Origin of the sequence: Cellvibrio sp. (assembly GCF_046347455.1) — a bacterium.
Taxonomy (GTDB): domain Bacteria; phylum Pseudomonadota; class Gammaproteobacteria; order Pseudomonadales; family Cellvibrionaceae; genus Cellvibrio.
Genome location: NZ_JAXMGC010000007.1, coordinates 19,997 through 37,362, shown reverse-complemented (window position 1 = coordinate 37,362; position 17,366 = coordinate 19,997). Strand labels below are relative to the sequence as shown.

The window sequence follows — 17,366 nt, the reverse complement described above, 5'->3', positions numbered from 1 at the left end:
CTCATAATTAAGAGATCAGTATGCAAAAATTACGTTGGGGCGTACTCAGCAGCGCCAAGATCGGTCGTGAAAAAGTCATCCCCGCAATTCAAATGTCAAAGCTTGGTGAAGTGGTAGCTATCGCATCGCGCACTCAGGAAAGCGCAGATCTCGCTGCAAAAGAATTAGGAATCGCGCGCGCTCACGGCAGTTATGAAGCTTTACTCGCAGACCCCAATGTAGATGCCATCTACAACCCACTCCCCAACCATTTGCACGTACCTTGGTCGATCAAAGCCATCGAGGCGGGCAAACACGTGCTGTGTGAAAAGCCCCTAGGTTTGGATGTTGCCGATACCGAAAAATTAATAAAGTTCGCAGAACAGCATCCAAAGGTTCACGTCATGGAAGCCTTTATGTACCGCTTCCATCCACAATGGAAAATTGTGGTAAACCTGGTTCGCGAAGGTCGCATTGGAAAAATCCGCAGCGTGCAATCTAATTTTTCTTACAACAATCACGAAGCCGATAATATTCGCAACCGTGTAGATTGGGGCGGCGGTGCGCTCTTAGACATAGGTTGTTATTGTATTTCGCTCTCGCGTTTAATTTTCAACGAAGAGCCATCTCGTGTTGTGGGGCAAATAACACCCTATCCGGGCCAAGATGTGGATTGCCTCGCTTCAGCCATCATGAGTTTTTCTGAAGGTACCGCAACCTTTTCAGTGTCGACTAAAACTGAAAGCGAACAGCATGTCAAAATTTATGGCGAAAAAGGCACTATTAATATTCCACTGCCTTTTTACAATCCAAACTCCGGTACAGATACTCACATTGAACTGAAGCTCGACGGCGTTGTGGAACACATTACGGTACCTGCGAGCAATCATTACACCGAAATGACTGACGCTTTTGCCGAGAGCATTCGCACAAATACTGCCGTACCCACAGCTTTAAGTGATGCCTTGGCAAATATGAAAGTTATTGACGCGATTTTTGCTAGCGCCAAACAAGACGGCTGGGTAGCCATTAAATAAGTCATTCAGGATCATTATGAAAAAAATACTCGCGGCAATTCTTGCAGGCCTGATGGCAACACTATGTCTTCAGGTTGTAGCTGAACCACCGCCACCCAATCCTGCCATTACCAGCTCGACTAAAAGCGTGGTGCGCATAGCACCACCGCTCGCCAGCTTATTAAAGCAATTCAAGCGCGACCCCAAGGCTGAAGCTGAAATTATTGAGCGCAAAACCGAAATAACGGTCGACGAAAATTATTTTAGCCATTCCGTTTCCTACGTTGCGGTTTATATCAATAGCGACGAAGCCGTCCGCGATTACAGCCAAATCAGCATTAGCTTCAACAGCTTTTATGAAGATATAAATCTGGAATTTGCAAATGTGCGAACCCCAGAAGGCGACATGGATAGCATTAAACCCGATGCAACCCAAATACAAAGTCCCAGCGATGAAAATTTTTATCAGGACAGAAAGGATTTGCTCTTTTCCTTACCTAATGTGCGCAAGGGCTCAGTCATAGAATTTCAGTACCGATATACCGATACCAAAAAAATCGTACCTAACCAATGGTTCGATAGCTTTAGTATGAATTGGTGGGAAGGCCGCGCTGCCGGCCAAGGCGTACGCTCAGATGCAGTCATCAATACTGAGCTTAATGTAACAACGCCAATATCCTTTAAGCTCTACAGTAACGATTTGAGCAGCGTGGGTATTCATTATTCGCGCCAGGAAAAAAACAATCAGCAAATTCTCACCTGGAAAGGTAAAAACTTACCTAGCATTAAATTACAAGACTCCATGCCGCGCGATGAACGCCGCAGCACACAACTGCGTGTGAGCACTATGGAGTCGTGGCAAGACATTGCAAAGTGGGCAAATCAATTAAGCACGCCTCACGTGGTTACAGACGCAAATTTGGACAAACTCATTGCAGATATTGGTAAAAAAGCCACAACACCAGATGCAAAAGTAAAAGCCGTTTACCAGACGCTGCAAGAAAAAGTTCGCTACGTATTTGCACATGTGGGGCGCGGCGGTTATGAGCCACACAATGCATTTGAAGTGCTCACCAACGGTTACGGTGATTGTAAGGACCAAACCATTCTCGCTGTTACCATGTTGCGCAAATTGGGTGTAAAAGCCGACCCTGCGCTCGTTGTCACACGCTCGCGTGGCATTCCGGATATGAAAATCACAAGCGTTAGCTTTGACCACATGATCGTTCACATTCCAGCACAACCAGGCCTGGAAGAAATCTGGATGGACACCAGCGGAGACAAAGGTTTGTTCCCCGGCTTTTCAATTGGACTTGAAGGCCAGCCATCGCTAATCGTGAATGACGCAACACAAAATATTGTGACTATTCCCGCCCTTGGCAGTGATAAGCATTTTGCACACATGGATTTGGTATTCGATAAATTCGAAGGTAAAAATACCGAAGGTAATTTTACGATTAAGTTAGGCGGCGAATTTGAGCAGCGCTTGCGCGGTGTTTGGCAATATTCGCGCGAACGCGACAAAAGCTTTCGCGAAATGATTGGCCATATTTATTCCACTGCAGATGTCACTCAACTCACCGCCAACAATGCGGATAGTTTGTGGCAGGGCTTTAATATCACGGGTAAATACAAATTTAATAATGTGTGGAACGGAAAAACAGAACCGCTTACCTATGGATTTAATATTACGCAACTTACCAATCTGTTCACCGATTTGCGCGGCATAGACAAACCCAAAGACCGCGTACAGGAATACGAAGTTGATCCCGGCTTTACGATTTCAAGCCATATCGTTTTTGGTCGGCCAACACCAAACCATAGCGTAAATGTAACCAGCCAAGGCCAAAACTTTGATAATGCCTATTTCTCTCTCGAACAAAATGGCCGAGAAGATAATGGCAATTATATTGTCGATATAAAGTTGGTTATAAAGTCTGTGCGCGTTTCAGCCGAGGAATACGCACGTTACTACGAGCAGATTCATCAGCTACTAGAGGCTAGTGAATGGTCAATTGTATATCGCTATGACAAAAATACCGCTGAACTTTCAGCACTTAAAGAAACAGCCATCAAAACCGGTAAAGCTGAAAGTTACGTAGCTCTAGCCAAGCTTCAGATAAAAAATGGAATCTACGATAAGGCGCTGGAGAACGCAAAAGAAGCTGTTAAAAGCGAGCCTAAAAATGCTGCGGCACACTACATGCTCGGTTTGGCTCAGGGTTACAACAACCAACTTTACGAGTCGGAAAAATCTTTCGCCAAGGCCGAAGAACTTGGCTTTTCACTTTAACAGGGGCAGGTGATTGGTGCGCGCTCAACATTTTTTCATGAGCTTTTTGGTTGCAGCACTGCTTGCGAGCTGTGCGCACCCAAATGAGAAAGAAAATATCCGTACCCCAAAAGCGCCCTTGGATTTATCCGCCATTAGTCCACACAAAATGGCGGGCGCGTTTCAAGAATCTCGCAAGCTTAATAATTCGGATGTTGTAAGCCTGCTTATTCAAAGCGCACAAAAAGACCCCAGCAACTCTGAACCCCTGTATAGCTTGGGTTATCTTCATATGCAAAATGGTATAAAAACCAAGAACGCCGAAGAAATAAAACTTGCAGAAACCTATTTGAAAGAAGTGATCAAGCAATTCCCCGGCAATAACGCCGTTTTGCAAGCGCTTTACAATATTTATTACGACAACACTTTGCGCAGCCGCGATTCTCAAGCCTTTGAGAAAGCCAAAGCAGTTTTCATACAGCTTCCCGATTCCTTGCACACCAATATGAACCCGCCGTCCCTGGCTAGATATGCGGCGGTGGTTGCACAACAGGAGCGTGATAAGGAGTCCGATCATCAAGTGCTCCGTGAAATTTTGTTGGATGCGATTCGCGAATCTCCAACAACAGATACGTCCTACATTCAACTTGCGAAACTTTATATTGACGATAGATATTTTGCGCTTGCCTTGGCGACCTTAAAACTGGGGGAAGAAAGCATCACCAACTCGTCCGAACTATATCAAACTATAGCGGACACCTATAATGACCGCGCTGAAGTTAGCGGCTGTAATTACGAACATGTGGCGGACATTCGCAAAGCAACCAAGTATTACCAGTTAGCTATGCCGCTAAATTCCGATAATCCCGCACTGCATCATGCACTATCGCAATCCTTCTTCGATCTAAATCTGAATCAATTAGGATTAAACGAAGCAAAGATCGCATTGGATTTAAAATCAACGAGTGCGAATATTGGTATCAATGCGCAAAACTTTTCCATGCTGGGTTATCACCAGCAAGCCTTGGATTTGCTACAACACGCAGTGGGAAAAGGTTATAGCCTTAGTGACGTTGGATATCACGAAATTTATATGAACAGTGGCGATTGGAAAAATGCTGCTGTAGGTTTCGCGAACTATGTTAAGCAGCGCGAAAAGTTTAACGTCTATGATCTCATTAAAAGTGACATCATTGCACAGCAGTCGCAAACCCAAACATGGACGCTAACAAAAAATATTTCTACCGCAAACTCTTGGGAAAAAGCGCTTTATGATTACTGGACGAACAAATTAAGTTCGTCGGATTTAAAAGGCTTGGCGCATACAAGCTGCGAAAAAACCGAGTACTTTTTCTACACAGGTTACAGAGATTTAATGGCTGGCAACAAAGCGCAAGCCCATACCAAATTCACTGCCGCCCTTAACCAAAACACCTACCGATTTATTGAGCGGCCGCTTGCACGTCTTTTTTTACAGAACGCTAACTAAATAGTCGCTTATATAAAACTGGATGTTAATAGCAAAAGATTGGGTTTCACCTGTAACACCAACAAATATTTGTAAAGCCTGCGTTCAATAGGTAATCTCTAAATCGTGTTACTGCGGTTCGTTTTATCCAACAAGAATAATCTTGCCCAAACAAGGGAGCGAAACCATGAAAAAAGTAAACGATATTCTTTCCAGCGACTCAACCATTCACACCATTTCGCCTGATTCCACCGTGTGGGACGCCATCAAGTTAATGACAGATAAAGGCGTAGGCGCTCTCCTCGTTACAGAATCAAACAAGCTCGTCGGCATTATTAGTGAGCGTGACTATATGCGCAAAGTAGCGCTTATGGGGCGAGCATCTCAAACAACGCAAGTGCGAGAGATAATGACTCCCGAACCTTTCACGGTGAGCCCCGATCAAAGCACCGAAGTATGCATGCAATTAATGACTGAAAAGCGCATCCGCCATTTACCTGTCGTAGATAAGGGAAAAATTCTGGCCATGCTTTCTATCCGCGATTTGTTAGAAAACATTATGGAAGAGCAGAAACACCTTATTGAACAGTTGGAGCAATATATTCGTGGAGAGAGTTACTAAGGTACTTTCGAGTATGGTTTTCGAAACGAAACAAAATGCTGCTCGAGGAGGTTTAACACCCAATCTTCGCCATAAAAAACCGCGTCTAGCGCGGTTTTTTATGGCGAAGATATTGGGCATTCACTGGAAGAGTCTTGCTTGCCTGGCAAACCAGTAAGATGCACTGCTAAAAGCAACCGCGGAAATCGCCAAGCCCATTTTCATTAAACTCGCCACATCAACAGCCACTAAAAGTGTATATAGCTTCACCCCGAGCGCAAACAAAGAAAATTGGCTGAGCACCAGCACGCTAATCACCACTAAAGGCAAAACAATAATTAAGCGCTCTTGCCGCACAGACAATTTCTTTTTCGCTGGCAATTTAGCCATCACTTGCGCGGAAAAATTATCATCCATTAGATAGGGCTGGGATTGCTTAAGTTGTGCGCTTAAGAAATTTTCAAATTGCTCATCTTCGGAGAAATGGGGATCTTGTTTCATCATGCTACCTGACTCCAGGACGCCAACAGTGTTTGCAATTTTTGTTTACCGCGAGAGACATGGGTTTTTAATGTACCGCGAGGAACACCCATAATACTCGCTGCCTCATCATGAGAAAACCCGTCTTCAAAGCATAGCCTGATCGCGAGTTGCTGCGCAGCCGAAAGATGTTGCATGGCGGCCTCTACATCACGCTTGGCATCGAATTGTTTGAGTTCGCATAACTCGGCTTCTACGTCTTCATTGTCATCTAACTCGCACCATTGAACTTTCTTACCTCGCCAACGGTTCGCTGCAATATTAAAGGCGATCCTATACAACCAGGTTGAAAACTTGGCTTCTGCGCGAAATGCGCCCAGTGCGGCGTAGGCTTTTATAAAAGTTTCCTGCGCTAAATCATCCGCCAAATGAGTATCGCCATCACATAATCGGCGAGCCCATATGCGCAGCTGCGATTGGTAGCGCAAAACCAGCTGCGAAAAAGCATGCTGGTCTTTTCTAGCGACTACGCGCGCAATCAATTCCTGATCGGAAACGGACATTCAGTTAGTCCTGAATCCGATTTACATCGGTAGTCTGATTAGCGCTCGCGGGAGCCGGGCCCGACAGTTGCCAGATAATAACTTGCGAAATTCCTAATCCGATAAGCACAAACCCAAAGGCACCAATCTTGATTCCGAACATGATGGTCAAAAAAATCAACCAGCCAACGCCCAAACCTATGTTGCGAACGCCCTTGCGCATGTTTTCATCGGCACCTTGGTAAACCGTAACCTGCCCATTCACTGTGCGCCTTACTGCAGCGGGTTCCTCACCGAGCAATAACTCCACAGGAATGTCTTTTCCCGCCGCAAGCAACTTATCGATATTGGCGTTAATGTTTTGCTGGCGACGCGCTTTGTTGCGGTAATGCAGGATGGCCAACACGATGATCAAAAGAACCGGGCCGCCGAACAAAAGCGATATGGCCAAAATGGGAATTATCATCGCCGAGTTCACATCGAACCGATCGAATTCGGAACCAAAATCCTGATGAAAATCATGACGCATATCTTCCATGGCTTGATGTATATCTTGCTGTGCTGCTTCGATGTCCGACGAGGGATTGGGGGCTTCTGGAGGCACAGGTGCAGATGATGCCGAACTTGATGCGGCGCTGGTGACCGAACCACCCCCGACCGGCACTGGCTTGCCCACCAGTTCGGCGGCCTGGCTGAGCGAAAAGGGCATCAGCAACAAACCTGTTAGCGTCAGGGTGCGTATAACTTGATGAACCAAGTATGACTTTTTCATAGGATCACTCATTTGGATAAGGTGTTAAATCGAACGTTTAAAATCAGGTTTCTGCAAAGGCTAGCTCAATGATTAACTCTATAGACACAGCCAAGGCATTTTTGGATTCAGATATCGCTTATTTTTGTTAGAGCCGATAAGTAGCTAGCATTACCTGTGTCGATGTGACTCGCAAGAATCAAGCGATCAAATGAAGGTTAAGCCCTAGCTGGCAATCGGGTTGAGATAGCCATTACGGGTCAGTCTGGGCATACTGATGGGCACTCAGCTGCCCCATCACTTAGCATGGCTCCTATTCTTTCGTGCCCTTTGTTGCCCTTTACATAAGGAACCCTATGATTTCTGCGCGTCTTACGTTGCTTTTGGCCTGCTTGTGCTTGCCAGCCTTTGCCGATTCAAGCTCATCCTCTCCCGCCAGCACACCTAAGGAAGCGGAGCCACCCGCTAACCCGCCATCGTCCACCGCTCAGGAACTCTATGCTTCCGCACAGAGCGATTTGCTGCAGATTCGCGTGTTGCTCAAGAACGGCCACAGCCAATCGGCCGTGGGCTCGGGCTTTTTGATTGGCACCAGCAATTTGGTGATTACTAACTTTCACGTGGTATCGCAAATTGCGTTGGAGCCTGAAACCTATTTAGGCGAATTCAAAGATACTCAAGGTAAAAGTGGCGATATAGAACTCCTCGCCGTGGATGTTCAGCACGACTTGGCTGTATTGCGTGTTAATCGACAAGGCACGGGCTTTTTTAATTTGATTGATCCACCGGCCCCCTTACAACAGGGCGAGCATCTCTATTCGCTGGGCAACCCCTTAGACTTGGGATTCTTTATTTCAGAGGGCACCTACAACGGTTTAAGCCACCGCGGCTTTAGCGATCAAATTATGTTTACCGGCCCCGTAAACCCCGGCATGAGCGGCGGCCCCAATGTGAAAGCCAACGGCCAGGTTGCAGGCATAAACGTGGCGCACAGACGCGACGGTGAACTGGTGAGCTTTTTGGTACCCGCAATTTTTGCGCAAAAGCTGGTAGCGAGCATTACCGCTGACAGCAAACCGCCCAAAGACTTTAAAGACATTATTGGCCAACAATTATTAGCGCATCAAAACATCATGGTGGACACACTACTCGCAACACCGTTGACCTCAAAAAATCTGGGGCCCTATTCCGTTCCTGTACGTGAATCCGAGCAAGTGCGTTGCTGGGGTAATTCTGATTCAAAGCGCGAAAAAACCTACAAAACCGATCAGATCAATTGCCGCATGGAATCTGAAATTTTTGTATCCAATGATTTGCAAACAGGGCAGCTTTCCATCAACCACAAGTTTGTTCAAACCGATCAGCTCAATTCACTTCGCTTCACCAATTTGATTAGCAAGTCATTCAATAATCGCGTCAATAGCAATATCAAAGACGAAGACCTCACTACCCCACGCTGCACGGAAGATTTTGTCGCTAAGGATAAATTCAGCGGCCGCGCCGTGGTGTGCGTGCAGGCTTATAAAAAATTCGCCGGACTCTATGACTTTATTTTGTTTACATCCAGTACCGATGAATCCTTTATGAATCTGCAAAGCCGTTTGGATGTGGACGGCGTTTCCTTTGAAAACGGCCAAAAGATGGTATCGCAATTTCTGGCGGGATTCGCTAAAAATCAAGATGCAAAGGCATCAACCAAGGAGGCTAAATAATCATGAGCCTCTTTTATTTTGTTGAAATTCTTAATGCAAACGGCGATGTACAAACGCGTCATAAATTCGCAAGCCTGCCCATTCGCATAGGCCGCGGTTACACCAACGATATTATTCTGGACGACGACCAAGTTGCTGCCGAGCACGCGCAAATTGAACTGAGTGAAAATGGAATGCTCAGCCTGCGCGATTTAGGTAGCCGCAATGGCATAAAGATAAAAGGTAAGCGCTTCACGCAATTGCATATCAATGGCAATACCCTTGCGCGGCTCGGTCAAACCCAAATTCGCGTGCGCGATAGTCATTTTGTGGTGAGCGACGAAGTTAGCGATTCGACAGGAGGACAATGGAGTTCTTGGTGGATGCTCGTTAGTGCGCTCGTGATTATTTGCGCTCTTTCGCTGTCAGAAACCTGGCTGAACGACATTAACGACAGCAAAGCCAGCGATTACATCATGGCGATTTTCCCTTGGATTATTGCTGGTGCGGCCTGGTCCGGTGTGTGGGCTTTGGCTAATCGCGTTTTTGGTGGCGCCGCTAATTTTAACCGTCATCTGTTTATCTTGTGTTGCGGTTTACTCATCGCACAACTTGCAGAATATGTTTACACCTTTTTAGGATTCTCCCTATCGTGGGAAACACCCATACTCTATAAAGGCCACATTGCCGTAGCGATTATATGCGCCACTATTTACTACCATTTAGGTTTAATCACACGTAAACGCTCGCTTATAAAATGGATCTGCATTTGTTCAGCTCTGACCATTTCGGGATTGAAATTGCTTCACAATTATCAAACTACCAATAAGCTGGCCGATGAGCTGTACGTGAGCGAAACATTACCGCCTGCGATGCGCCTCAGTCGAGATCACAGCTTGGATGAGTTCCAACAATCTGTTCAAAAACTGAAAGTTGAAATTGATGCTGAGCGCGACAAATCCCTCAAGGAAAAAGCTGAGAAAAAAGCCAGCAAGCAACCATGATAAATGAACAGAAAAGATTGAATCTAAGGGTCAGCAAAGTGCGCGAACTCACACAGAGCATTCGCGCTTTCGAGTTGCGCGATACCTTGGATCAAGAACTGCCGTTGGTGACCGCCGGGTCGCATATTTGTATTGAGGTAGAGATGCCATCTGGCAAAAAGGAAACCAGACAATATGCTATTTGCGGCAATCCTGCGCAGAGGGATTTTTACGAAATCGCCGTGCAAAAGGCAGAACAAAGTCGTGGTGGTTCTGATTTTATTTTTAATCACTTCACCGTCGGCACTCATATTCAGTGCGATATTCCTGTTAACAACTTTCAGTTGCATGCCGATTCAAGCCCAGCCGTTTTAATAGCGGAAGGCATTGGTATTGCGCCTATCAAAGCAATCGCACATACCCTAGCCTTACGCGGTCGCCGATTCGTTCTGCATTACGCAGGCACTCGCAAAACTGACATGGCTTTTCTTAATGAGTTGGAAGCGACCTTTCCTCGTCAAGTGGTATCTTATGCTGCGGATGAAAACAAACCTTTGGACGTGATGAATCTGCTTGCAGACGCCACGGGCAATACACTTTTTTATGCGTGCGGCTCCAACCAATTACTAGACGATATGGAAACCAGCGCGCGTCTTTTGGGCATTCACAAAGATAGAATCCAGCTTGAATCTTTTTCCACCTCAACAAAGGAAAATGAAAAGGCGGTTCTACTAGAACTCGCCTACTCCAACAAATTAATTCAGGTAGATTCAGGCCAATCCCTACTCAGTGCGTTGCGTGATGCGGGAGCGCCCGTTCGCTTTGATTGTTGCGTAGGCGATTGTGGAACCTGTGTACTAAAAGTGCTCGACGGGGAAGTAGAACATCGTGATCACGTGTTAAGCGATACACAAAAAGCACAAGGCCTCATATGCGTATGCGTGTCACGCGCCAAGAGCGAAAAATTGGTTCTGGCGATTTAGCGATAAGTTTTCGAGAACATTCACATATCCCGCTTATAAACGTCCGGGCAGACGCCGATATGGACTGCGCATTTCATACGGTAAATCTACCCGCCAATTACCGGCGCACTTCGCTTGCCGAAAGCACTGAATTACTTATATTCTCGCGCCACATGGATGTCGTATTCATCGTTTAGATTGGAAATAACTGTTGCGCTAAGCATCCATTACACGCTCAATAACCTAAAAGACAAAGGATACACATTATGGATTCGCTGTTTTCGTTCGTTTCAAACCCCACCTTTTGGATTGCGGCTGTGCTGTTATTCACCTTGAAAAAAGGTATTCATTTTGTACCGCAAAACCGCGGTTACGTTATTTATCGCATGGGGAAATACACTCGCACCCTCAGCTCTGGCTTGAACTGGATTATTCCTTTTGTCGATTCGATTGCAGCAGACCGCAACCTCAAAGAACAAACCTTGGTAGTACCACACCAATCGGCCATTACCAAAGATAACGTCGCACTTATGATTGACGGTGTACTTTTTATTAAAGTGATTGATGCCGCAGCGGCAACTAACAACATCACCGATTACAAGCTGGCAACGACACAATTAGCTATGACCTCCATGCGTAACGCCATTGGTACCATGGAGCTAGATGAATGTTTCCAAAACCGCGCCGCGATTAACGCTGAAATTCAAAAAGCCATGCTAGAAGCAACGCAACCCTGGGGCATTATTGTTTTGCGTTTTGAGTTACTGGAAATCACTATTCCTGCATCCATTAAAGAAGACATGGAAAGACAAATGGCTGCCGAGCGTCAAAAGCGTTCAGCTATTTTGACCGCAGAAGGCGAGAAAGCTGCTGCTATCGCCAAAGCAGAAGGCTTAAAAGCCTCCGTGGTATTGCAAGCAGAAGCGGAGAAAGAACAACAAGTTTTGGCCGCTATGGCGAGCAAGGAATCACAAATTTTGGAAGCCGAGGGTAAAGCAGCTGCGATCAAACTGGTTGCCAGCGCTGACGCCGAAGCATTGCAAACCGTGGGCGCTGCTGCTGCAACGCCCGATGGCCGCATCGCCGTAAACTTTAAGCTCGCGCAAAATACCATTGAGGCCCATAAAGCTATCGCGAAGGAAGGCACCATTGTGTTGAGCGATGGTCGCACCGGCGACAATGTTGCCAGCACAGTGGCGCAAGCTATGGCAGTTTCATCCACCATCAACCATGCTTAAGTTCCGCTAATTTTCATCTCATCAATAACAGGAGCGTCGCCGTGATTGATTATTTTGCGCAACATCAAGATTATTTTTTCTACGCGCTTGCTGGTATTTGTCTGTTAGTCGAACTCGCGCTGCTTGGCATTAGTGGCCCATTGCTCTTTGTGGCATTGGGCAGCTTGCTCACCGGCTTCTTCATTTCGCTGGGGCTGATTCACGCGTTTAGCGTGGCGGTAGTTCTTTTCGCGGGCTTATCAGTAGCGAGCGCAGCACTTCTTTGGGGACCGCTGAAAAAATTGCAAAACAAAGAAGTCGGCCCAGAAACCAGCAGCGACATGGTGGGGAAAATATTGATTGCAACCGCGCCCATCACCCAAGTGGATGGCCGTGTAAGCTATTCGGGAATTGAATGGATGGCGCGCTTGGATGCAGTCGATATAGAAATCATCAACGCGGAGAGCCAAGTTGAAGTTACCAGCGTGGATGGCACCGTATTAAAAGTAAAACCGTTTTTGTCTTAGCTTCAATCTACTAGCTTCAATCTACTAGCTTCAATCTACTAGCTTCAATCTACAACCGGCTCGCGGTTATCTGACCGCAAGCCGCTTCAATCTACTTATGCTGATCTTCGCGTTTCTTCTTAGCTTTCTTCTTCCATAACCATAAGCCATAACAAGCCACAGCCGCGCCCAGTATCGCTTGAGCAACTCCATAGCTTGTTCTCTGCTCGGGTGTTAGGCCATCCATAAAGGTCATATAGGCAAAAGCAATCTTTGGCACTGCCCAAATCGTTATCAGCGTTAAGAGGATGGCAAGAATAGCGGCGATGATTCGAACTTTTAACATGATAGACATTCGCTCAATTTGAGAGGCCGTCAGCTTAGAGGCTCAAGTCAGCTTAGGCAACCCGAAAACACGTGCTACTCAACCCTCCTTTTGCACCACAAATGCACACAAAAATTAAAGCGCGGTACAGCCATAGCAATCAGCCAACCGACGTTTCGCCCCTTAAAATAGCGAAAGCATGCACAGACTCCCTTTTTATGCACCTATAGCGGTCATTAAAAACAGTCCTTTTCAACCAAATATCTCCAAGCCTTTTCTTTAAACTGAAGAAAACAGGTGCTTTTTACGAGCATTCGCTTCAATTTTATAGAAAATCGAAACATTTATTACCTTCTCAGCCGCGTGGCATACCACTTGCAAAACTTCCGTCAACTCGGAGTTTTGCATTTATGTCCTCTACCCCTACAAAAACTGTTTCAAGCGTTTGCCCTTACTGCGGCGTTGGCTGCGGCATGCTGTTGGAAACCGACGGCAAGAAAATCCTGAAAGTCAGCGGCGATAAAAACCACCCTACTAACTTTGGCCGCCTTTGCACCAAAGGCCAAACCAGTGCTCAGGCTCTGCGCGAGTCAGGGCGTATGGAAGCGGCGTTTGTGCGACCAGATCGCTCATCCCAGTCCGTACAAACGCCGATGGACGAAGCCATTAAAACCACCGCCAAACGTTTGCGGGCGATTTTGGACGAGCATGGGCCGGATGCGCTGTCGTTTTACGTTTCCGGGCAAATGTCCATCGAATCCCAATATCTGATCAATAAGCTCGCGAAAGGCTTCGTGCGAACCAACAATATCGAATCCAATTCCCGCTTGTGCATGGCAAGCGCAGGTGCAGGCTACAAACTCTCCCTCGGTTCCGACGCCCCACCCGGCTCCTATCAAGATTTCGACCATACCGATCTCTTCTTCGTGATTGGAGCCAACATGGCGGACTGCCACCCTATTCTCTATTTGCGCATGATGGATCGCATTAAAGCGGGTGCAAAATTAATTGTGGTGGACCCGCGCCGCACACTCACTGCGGAAAAATCCGATCTCTTCATGCAAATCAAATCCGGTACTGATTTGGCGCTGCTGAACGGATTGCTGCACCTGCTCGTAGAAAACGGTCACACAGATCCCAATTTCATTGCCCAGTTCACCCAAGGCTGGGAGGTGATGCCAGAGTTCTTGGCCGACTATACGCCCGATAAAGTTGCTGTAATTACCGGCATACCTGAAGACGATATCCGTAAAGCTGCGAAGCTGATTGGCGAAGCCAAGAATTTCATCACCTGTTGGACCATGGGCTTAAATCAATCCACGCACGGCACTTGGAACACTAACGCCATCTGCAACTTGCACCTAGCAACCGGAAAAATTTGCTCACAAGGCAGCGGCCCCTTCTCGCTCACTGGCCAACCCAACGCCATGGGCGGCAGAGAAATGGGTTATATGGGGCCCGGCCTACCCGGCCAGCGCACCCTGCTTGTAGAACAAGATCGCAATTTTATCGAGGACATGTGGGGCATCGGACGCGGCAGTATTAGCACTAAAGTTGGCAAAGGCACAGTCGACATGTTTGAGCGCATGGCCGCGGGCGAGATCAAGGCCTGCTGGGTGATTTGTACCAACCCCGTCGCCAGCGTTCCGAACCGCAGAATCGTTATCGAAGGATTACAAAAAGCAGAACTGGTAATCGCGCAAGACGCCTTCCTCGACACCGAAACCAATCGCTACGCCGACATACTTTTACCTGGCGCATTATGGGCGGAAGCCGAAGGGGTAATGGTCAACTCCGAGCGCAACCTCACCCTTATGCAAGAGGCATTACCGCCACCCGGCGAAGCCTTGGCCGATTGGGAAATCATCGCGCGCGTGGCACGAGAAATGGGATTTGCCGAGGGCTTTAACTTCAAGTCAGCTGCAGATGTTTTCGACGAAATCAAACGCAGTTATAACCCAAAAACTGGTTACGATTTGCGCGGGATTAATTATTCACGTTTGCGCGAAAAATCTATTCAATGGCCCTGTGCAGATGAAACCGCAAATGACCGCAATCCGATTCGCTACATCAACAACGGCATCAATCAGCCGCTAAAAGTTTTTAGTGATGGCAGCAAGCCCGAATTGTTATTCGCAACAGAAACCGGTAAAGCCAATTTCTTTGCTCGCCCACATGTCGATGCTGCAGAAATGCCCGACGGCGATTTTCCATTTATCCTCAACACCGGTCGCCTACAACATCAATGGCACACCATGACCAAGACGGGAAAAATCGCCACACTCAACAAATTAAACCCAGCGCCCTTTGTAGAAATCCACCCGGAAGACGCTGCAGAACTCGGTATAAAAAATAAGGACAAAGTTGAGATACGATCACGCCGTGGTTACGCCATTTTACCAGCCGTAGTCACTGATCGCGTTTTACAGGGCGCATGCTTTACAACTTTCCACTGGAACGATATTTACGGAGAGAACCTAGCCATCAATGCTGTCACAAGCGATACGATTGATGAAATATCTCAACAACCAGAATTAAAAGTCTGCGCCGTTGCACTCAAGCGCGTAGAAGTTTTTGCCGATGATACTCACATCGAACATTCGAGCATCACACACTCAACTCGCCCCCAAAATAGTTTTGCCGCAGCGAGCGAGGAAACCTGCATGACACTGATCGACACATTCGCCACTACACTCGGCTTAAAAGCGGTGGCCACCCCAGAACTTTCGCTGGACGAAAAAACATTTTTAAGCGGCTTTATTGGAGGCCTAACCGCGAGCGCAAAACACATCAACGCCGTGCCTACACTTCCGCAAGACTGCCCCGTCAGCCCTGCCAATCGAGTTTACGTGAATGGTTTACTGGCAGGTTTATTCAGCCGCACACTCCCCGTAGGCGTCAGCGCAAATGAAACCATAACCAAACCCTCGCTCACACTACTGTGGGCATCTCAAACAGGAAACGCTGAATCACTCGCAGAAAAGTTTGCCGGGCAACTTGCAACACATTGGAACGTTAATCTGCACGCTATGAATGATTACAGCATTGAAAAACTCGCGAAAGATAAACATGCTATTTTTATTACGAGCACCTTCGGCGACGGAGATGCACCCGACACAGGTGGTGATTTTTGGGCGCAATTGAGCGACAATTCCGCACCCGATCTCACACACTTAAATTTCGCACTACTCGCGCTGGGCGACTCCAATTACGATCAATTCTGCGGCCACGGCAAAAAATTATTTGCTCGCCTAAAGCTACTTGGCGCAAAACCACTTACCGAGCGCATGGATTGCGATACAGATTTTGAGACTCCATCCAGCGAATGGTTTACTAAACTCACTGAAGCACTCAAAGCAAATCTGCCCACCGAGACTTCATCCAACATGACAAGCTCAACAACCAGCAGCACCAAAAAAGCCGAGAGCGGCTTTAGCAAAAGCAATCCTTATCTGTCTCGCTTGGTGATCAACAAACGTCTCAACACTGGCAGCAACACCAAAGACACGCGCCAATTCGGTTTTGATTTAGGTGCACTTGGCAACCAAGAAGGCGGCTTAAGCTATGAAGCAGGTGATGCACTTGGTGTATGGCCACAAAACTGTCCCGATCTCGTCAATGAACTGGCCGCCGCTTTAAAACTAAATCGCGAAGCCCCCGTCATCGTGGACGCTAACGAAAAATCATTGCACGAAGCATTACAAAAGAATTTCGAAATTTGTCGCCCCAGCAATGAAGCACTGCAATTTATTGCACAGCGCTCTAAAAGCAAGGAGCTATCTGCATTATTGGAAAGCGAAAACAAATCCGAACTGCAAACTTGGTTGTATGGCCGCCAATTAGTCGACGTGATTCACGAATTCCCGATTCACTGCAGTGTTGACGAATTTATGCGACTATTAAAACCTATACAACCGCGCTTGTATTCTATCGCATCCAGCTCAAAAGAATTTTCGCAGCAAGTTCACCTTACCGTTTCGGCAGTGCGTTATGAACGATTCTTTAACGGCAAAAAAAATCGCAAAGGCGTGAGCTCAACCTTTTTAGCAGATCGCGCCAACGGAATTGATATTCCTATTTTCGTTCAAACCAATAAAAATTTCCGCGTACCTACTGACGGCGATCTGCCCATCATAATGATTGGCCCCGGCACCGGCGTCGCACCTTTCCGCGGATTTTTGCAAGAGCGTCGCGCACGCGGTGACAATGGTAAAAATTGGTTGTTCTTCGGAGAGCAACACGCCGCTACAGATTTTTATTATCAAGACGAATTAGAAGAATTTCAAAAGCAAGACATACTTACCGAGTTAAGCCTGGCGTTCTCACGCGACCAACAACAAAAAATTTACGTGCAAGATCGCATGCGCGAAAACGGCGAAAAAATCTGGCACTGGATTAACGATGAAGGTGGATATTTTTACGTCTGCGGTGACGCGAGCCGTATGGCGAAAGACGTAGACAATACACTGCGCAACATTATTCAACAGCACGGAAAACTCGATGATGCCGAGACTGCGAACTATATGCGCAAGCTAAACATGGAAAAACGCTACGTGAGAGATGTGTATTAGAG

Annotated in this window: 14 protein-coding genes; 10 read left to right on the top strand and 4 right to left on the bottom strand. The window is 46.9% G+C overall.

Annotation, left to right across the window (positions count from 1 at the left end; all coding sequences use genetic code 11):
- The first annotated feature begins 20 nt into the window (after window positions 1–20).
- The 4 genes from U1F02_RS13130 (at window position 21) to U1F02_RS13115 (ending at window position 5,357) form a co-directional block, all read left to right on the top strand.
- Window positions 21–1,016: a Gfo/Idh/MocA family protein gene (locus U1F02_RS13130; protein WP_409990861.1), complete on the top strand. Its 996-nt coding sequence runs from the start codon at window positions 21–23 to the stop codon at window positions 1,014–1,016.
- Window positions 1,017–1,032: 16 nt separating this feature from the next.
- Window positions 1,033–3,288 carry a DUF3857 domain-containing protein gene (locus tag U1F02_RS13125; RefSeq protein WP_409990860.1) on the top strand — a complete coding sequence of 752 codons (2,256 nt, stop codon included), beginning with the start codon at window positions 1,033–1,035 and terminating at the stop codon, window positions 3,286–3,288.
- Window positions 3,289–3,325: 37 nt separating this feature from the next.
- Window positions 3,326–4,756, top strand: a complete 1,431-nt coding sequence (locus U1F02_RS13120; RefSeq protein ID WP_409990859.1) for a hypothetical protein — start codon at window positions 3,326–3,328, stop codon at window positions 4,754–4,756.
- Between the two features lie 166 nt (window positions 4,757–4,922).
- Window positions 4,923–5,357: a CBS domain-containing protein gene (locus U1F02_RS13115; protein WP_409990858.1), complete on the top strand. Its 435-nt coding sequence runs from the start codon at window positions 4,923–4,925 to the stop codon at window positions 5,355–5,357.
- A 120-nt stretch (window positions 5,358–5,477) separates the two neighbouring features.
- Here the strand turns inward: U1F02_RS13115 and U1F02_RS13110 are convergent, their stop codons facing one another.
- From U1F02_RS13110 to U1F02_RS13100, 3 genes are read right to left on the bottom strand one after another with little or no spacing between them, the layout of a single operon-like run.
- A complete protein-coding gene (locus U1F02_RS13110) occupies window positions 5,478–5,840 on the bottom strand; it encodes a hypothetical protein (RefSeq protein WP_409990857.1) in 363 nt (120 codons plus the stop codon).
- Window positions 5,837–6,379: an RNA polymerase sigma factor gene (locus U1F02_RS13105; RefSeq protein ID WP_409990856.1), complete on the bottom strand. Its 543-nt coding sequence runs from the start codon at window positions 6,377–6,379 to the stop codon at window positions 5,837–5,839. Before U1F02_RS13105 ends, U1F02_RS13110 begins: the two co-directional genes overlap by 4 nt.
- Window positions 6,380–6,383: 4 nt before the next feature.
- Entirely contained in the window at window positions 6,384–7,130 is a 747-nt protein-coding gene (locus U1F02_RS13100; RefSeq protein ID WP_409990855.1) for a DUF6249 domain-containing protein, read from the bottom strand.
- Between the two features lie 335 nt (window positions 7,131–7,465).
- Here U1F02_RS13100 and U1F02_RS13095 point away from each other — a divergent pair, with 335 nt between their 5' ends.
- The 5 genes from U1F02_RS13095 to U1F02_RS13075 all read left to right on the top strand — a co-directional run bounded on the left by U1F02_RS13095 (window position 7,466) and on the right by U1F02_RS13075 (window position 12,489).
- Window positions 7,466–8,821 (top strand): serine protease, encoded by a 1,356-nt coding sequence (locus U1F02_RS13095; protein WP_409990854.1) that lies wholly within the window; start codon window positions 7,466–7,468, stop codon window positions 8,819–8,821.
- Window positions 8,822–8,823: 2 nt separating this feature from the next.
- Window positions 8,824–9,804 carry an FHA domain-containing protein gene (locus U1F02_RS13090; RefSeq protein WP_409990853.1) on the top strand — a complete coding sequence of 327 codons (981 nt, stop codon included), beginning with the start codon at window positions 8,824–8,826 and terminating at the stop codon, window positions 9,802–9,804.
- Window positions 9,801–10,766 carry a PDR/VanB family oxidoreductase gene (locus U1F02_RS13085; protein ID WP_409990852.1) on the top strand — a complete coding sequence of 322 codons (966 nt, stop codon included), beginning with the start codon at window positions 9,801–9,803 and terminating at the stop codon, window positions 10,764–10,766. Before U1F02_RS13090 ends, U1F02_RS13085 begins: the two co-directional genes overlap by 4 nt.
- A 245-nt stretch (window positions 10,767–11,011) precedes the next feature.
- A complete protein-coding gene (locus U1F02_RS13080; protein WP_409990851.1) occupies window positions 11,012–11,983 on the top strand; it encodes an SPFH domain-containing protein in 972 nt (323 codons plus the stop codon).
- Between the two features lie 41 nt (window positions 11,984–12,024).
- Window positions 12,025–12,489, top strand: coding sequence for an NfeD family protein (locus tag U1F02_RS13075; protein ID WP_409990850.1), 465 nt, complete (start codon window positions 12,025–12,027; stop codon window positions 12,487–12,489).
- 91 nt (window positions 12,490–12,580) lie between these two features.
- On the opposite strand, the gene U1F02_RS13070 is transcribed toward U1F02_RS13075, so the two are convergent.
- Window positions 12,581–12,814, bottom strand: a complete 234-nt coding sequence (locus U1F02_RS13070) for a hypothetical protein (protein ID WP_409990849.1) — start codon at window positions 12,812–12,814, stop codon at window positions 12,581–12,583.
- A gap of 389 nt (window positions 12,815–13,203) precedes the next feature.
- Between U1F02_RS13070 and U1F02_RS13065 the strand changes: the two genes are divergently transcribed.
- Window positions 13,204–17,364, top strand: a complete 4,161-nt coding sequence (locus U1F02_RS13065) for a molybdopterin-dependent oxidoreductase (RefSeq protein WP_409990848.1) — start codon at window positions 13,204–13,206, stop codon at window positions 17,362–17,364.
- Window positions 17,365–17,366: the final 2 nt, after the last annotated feature.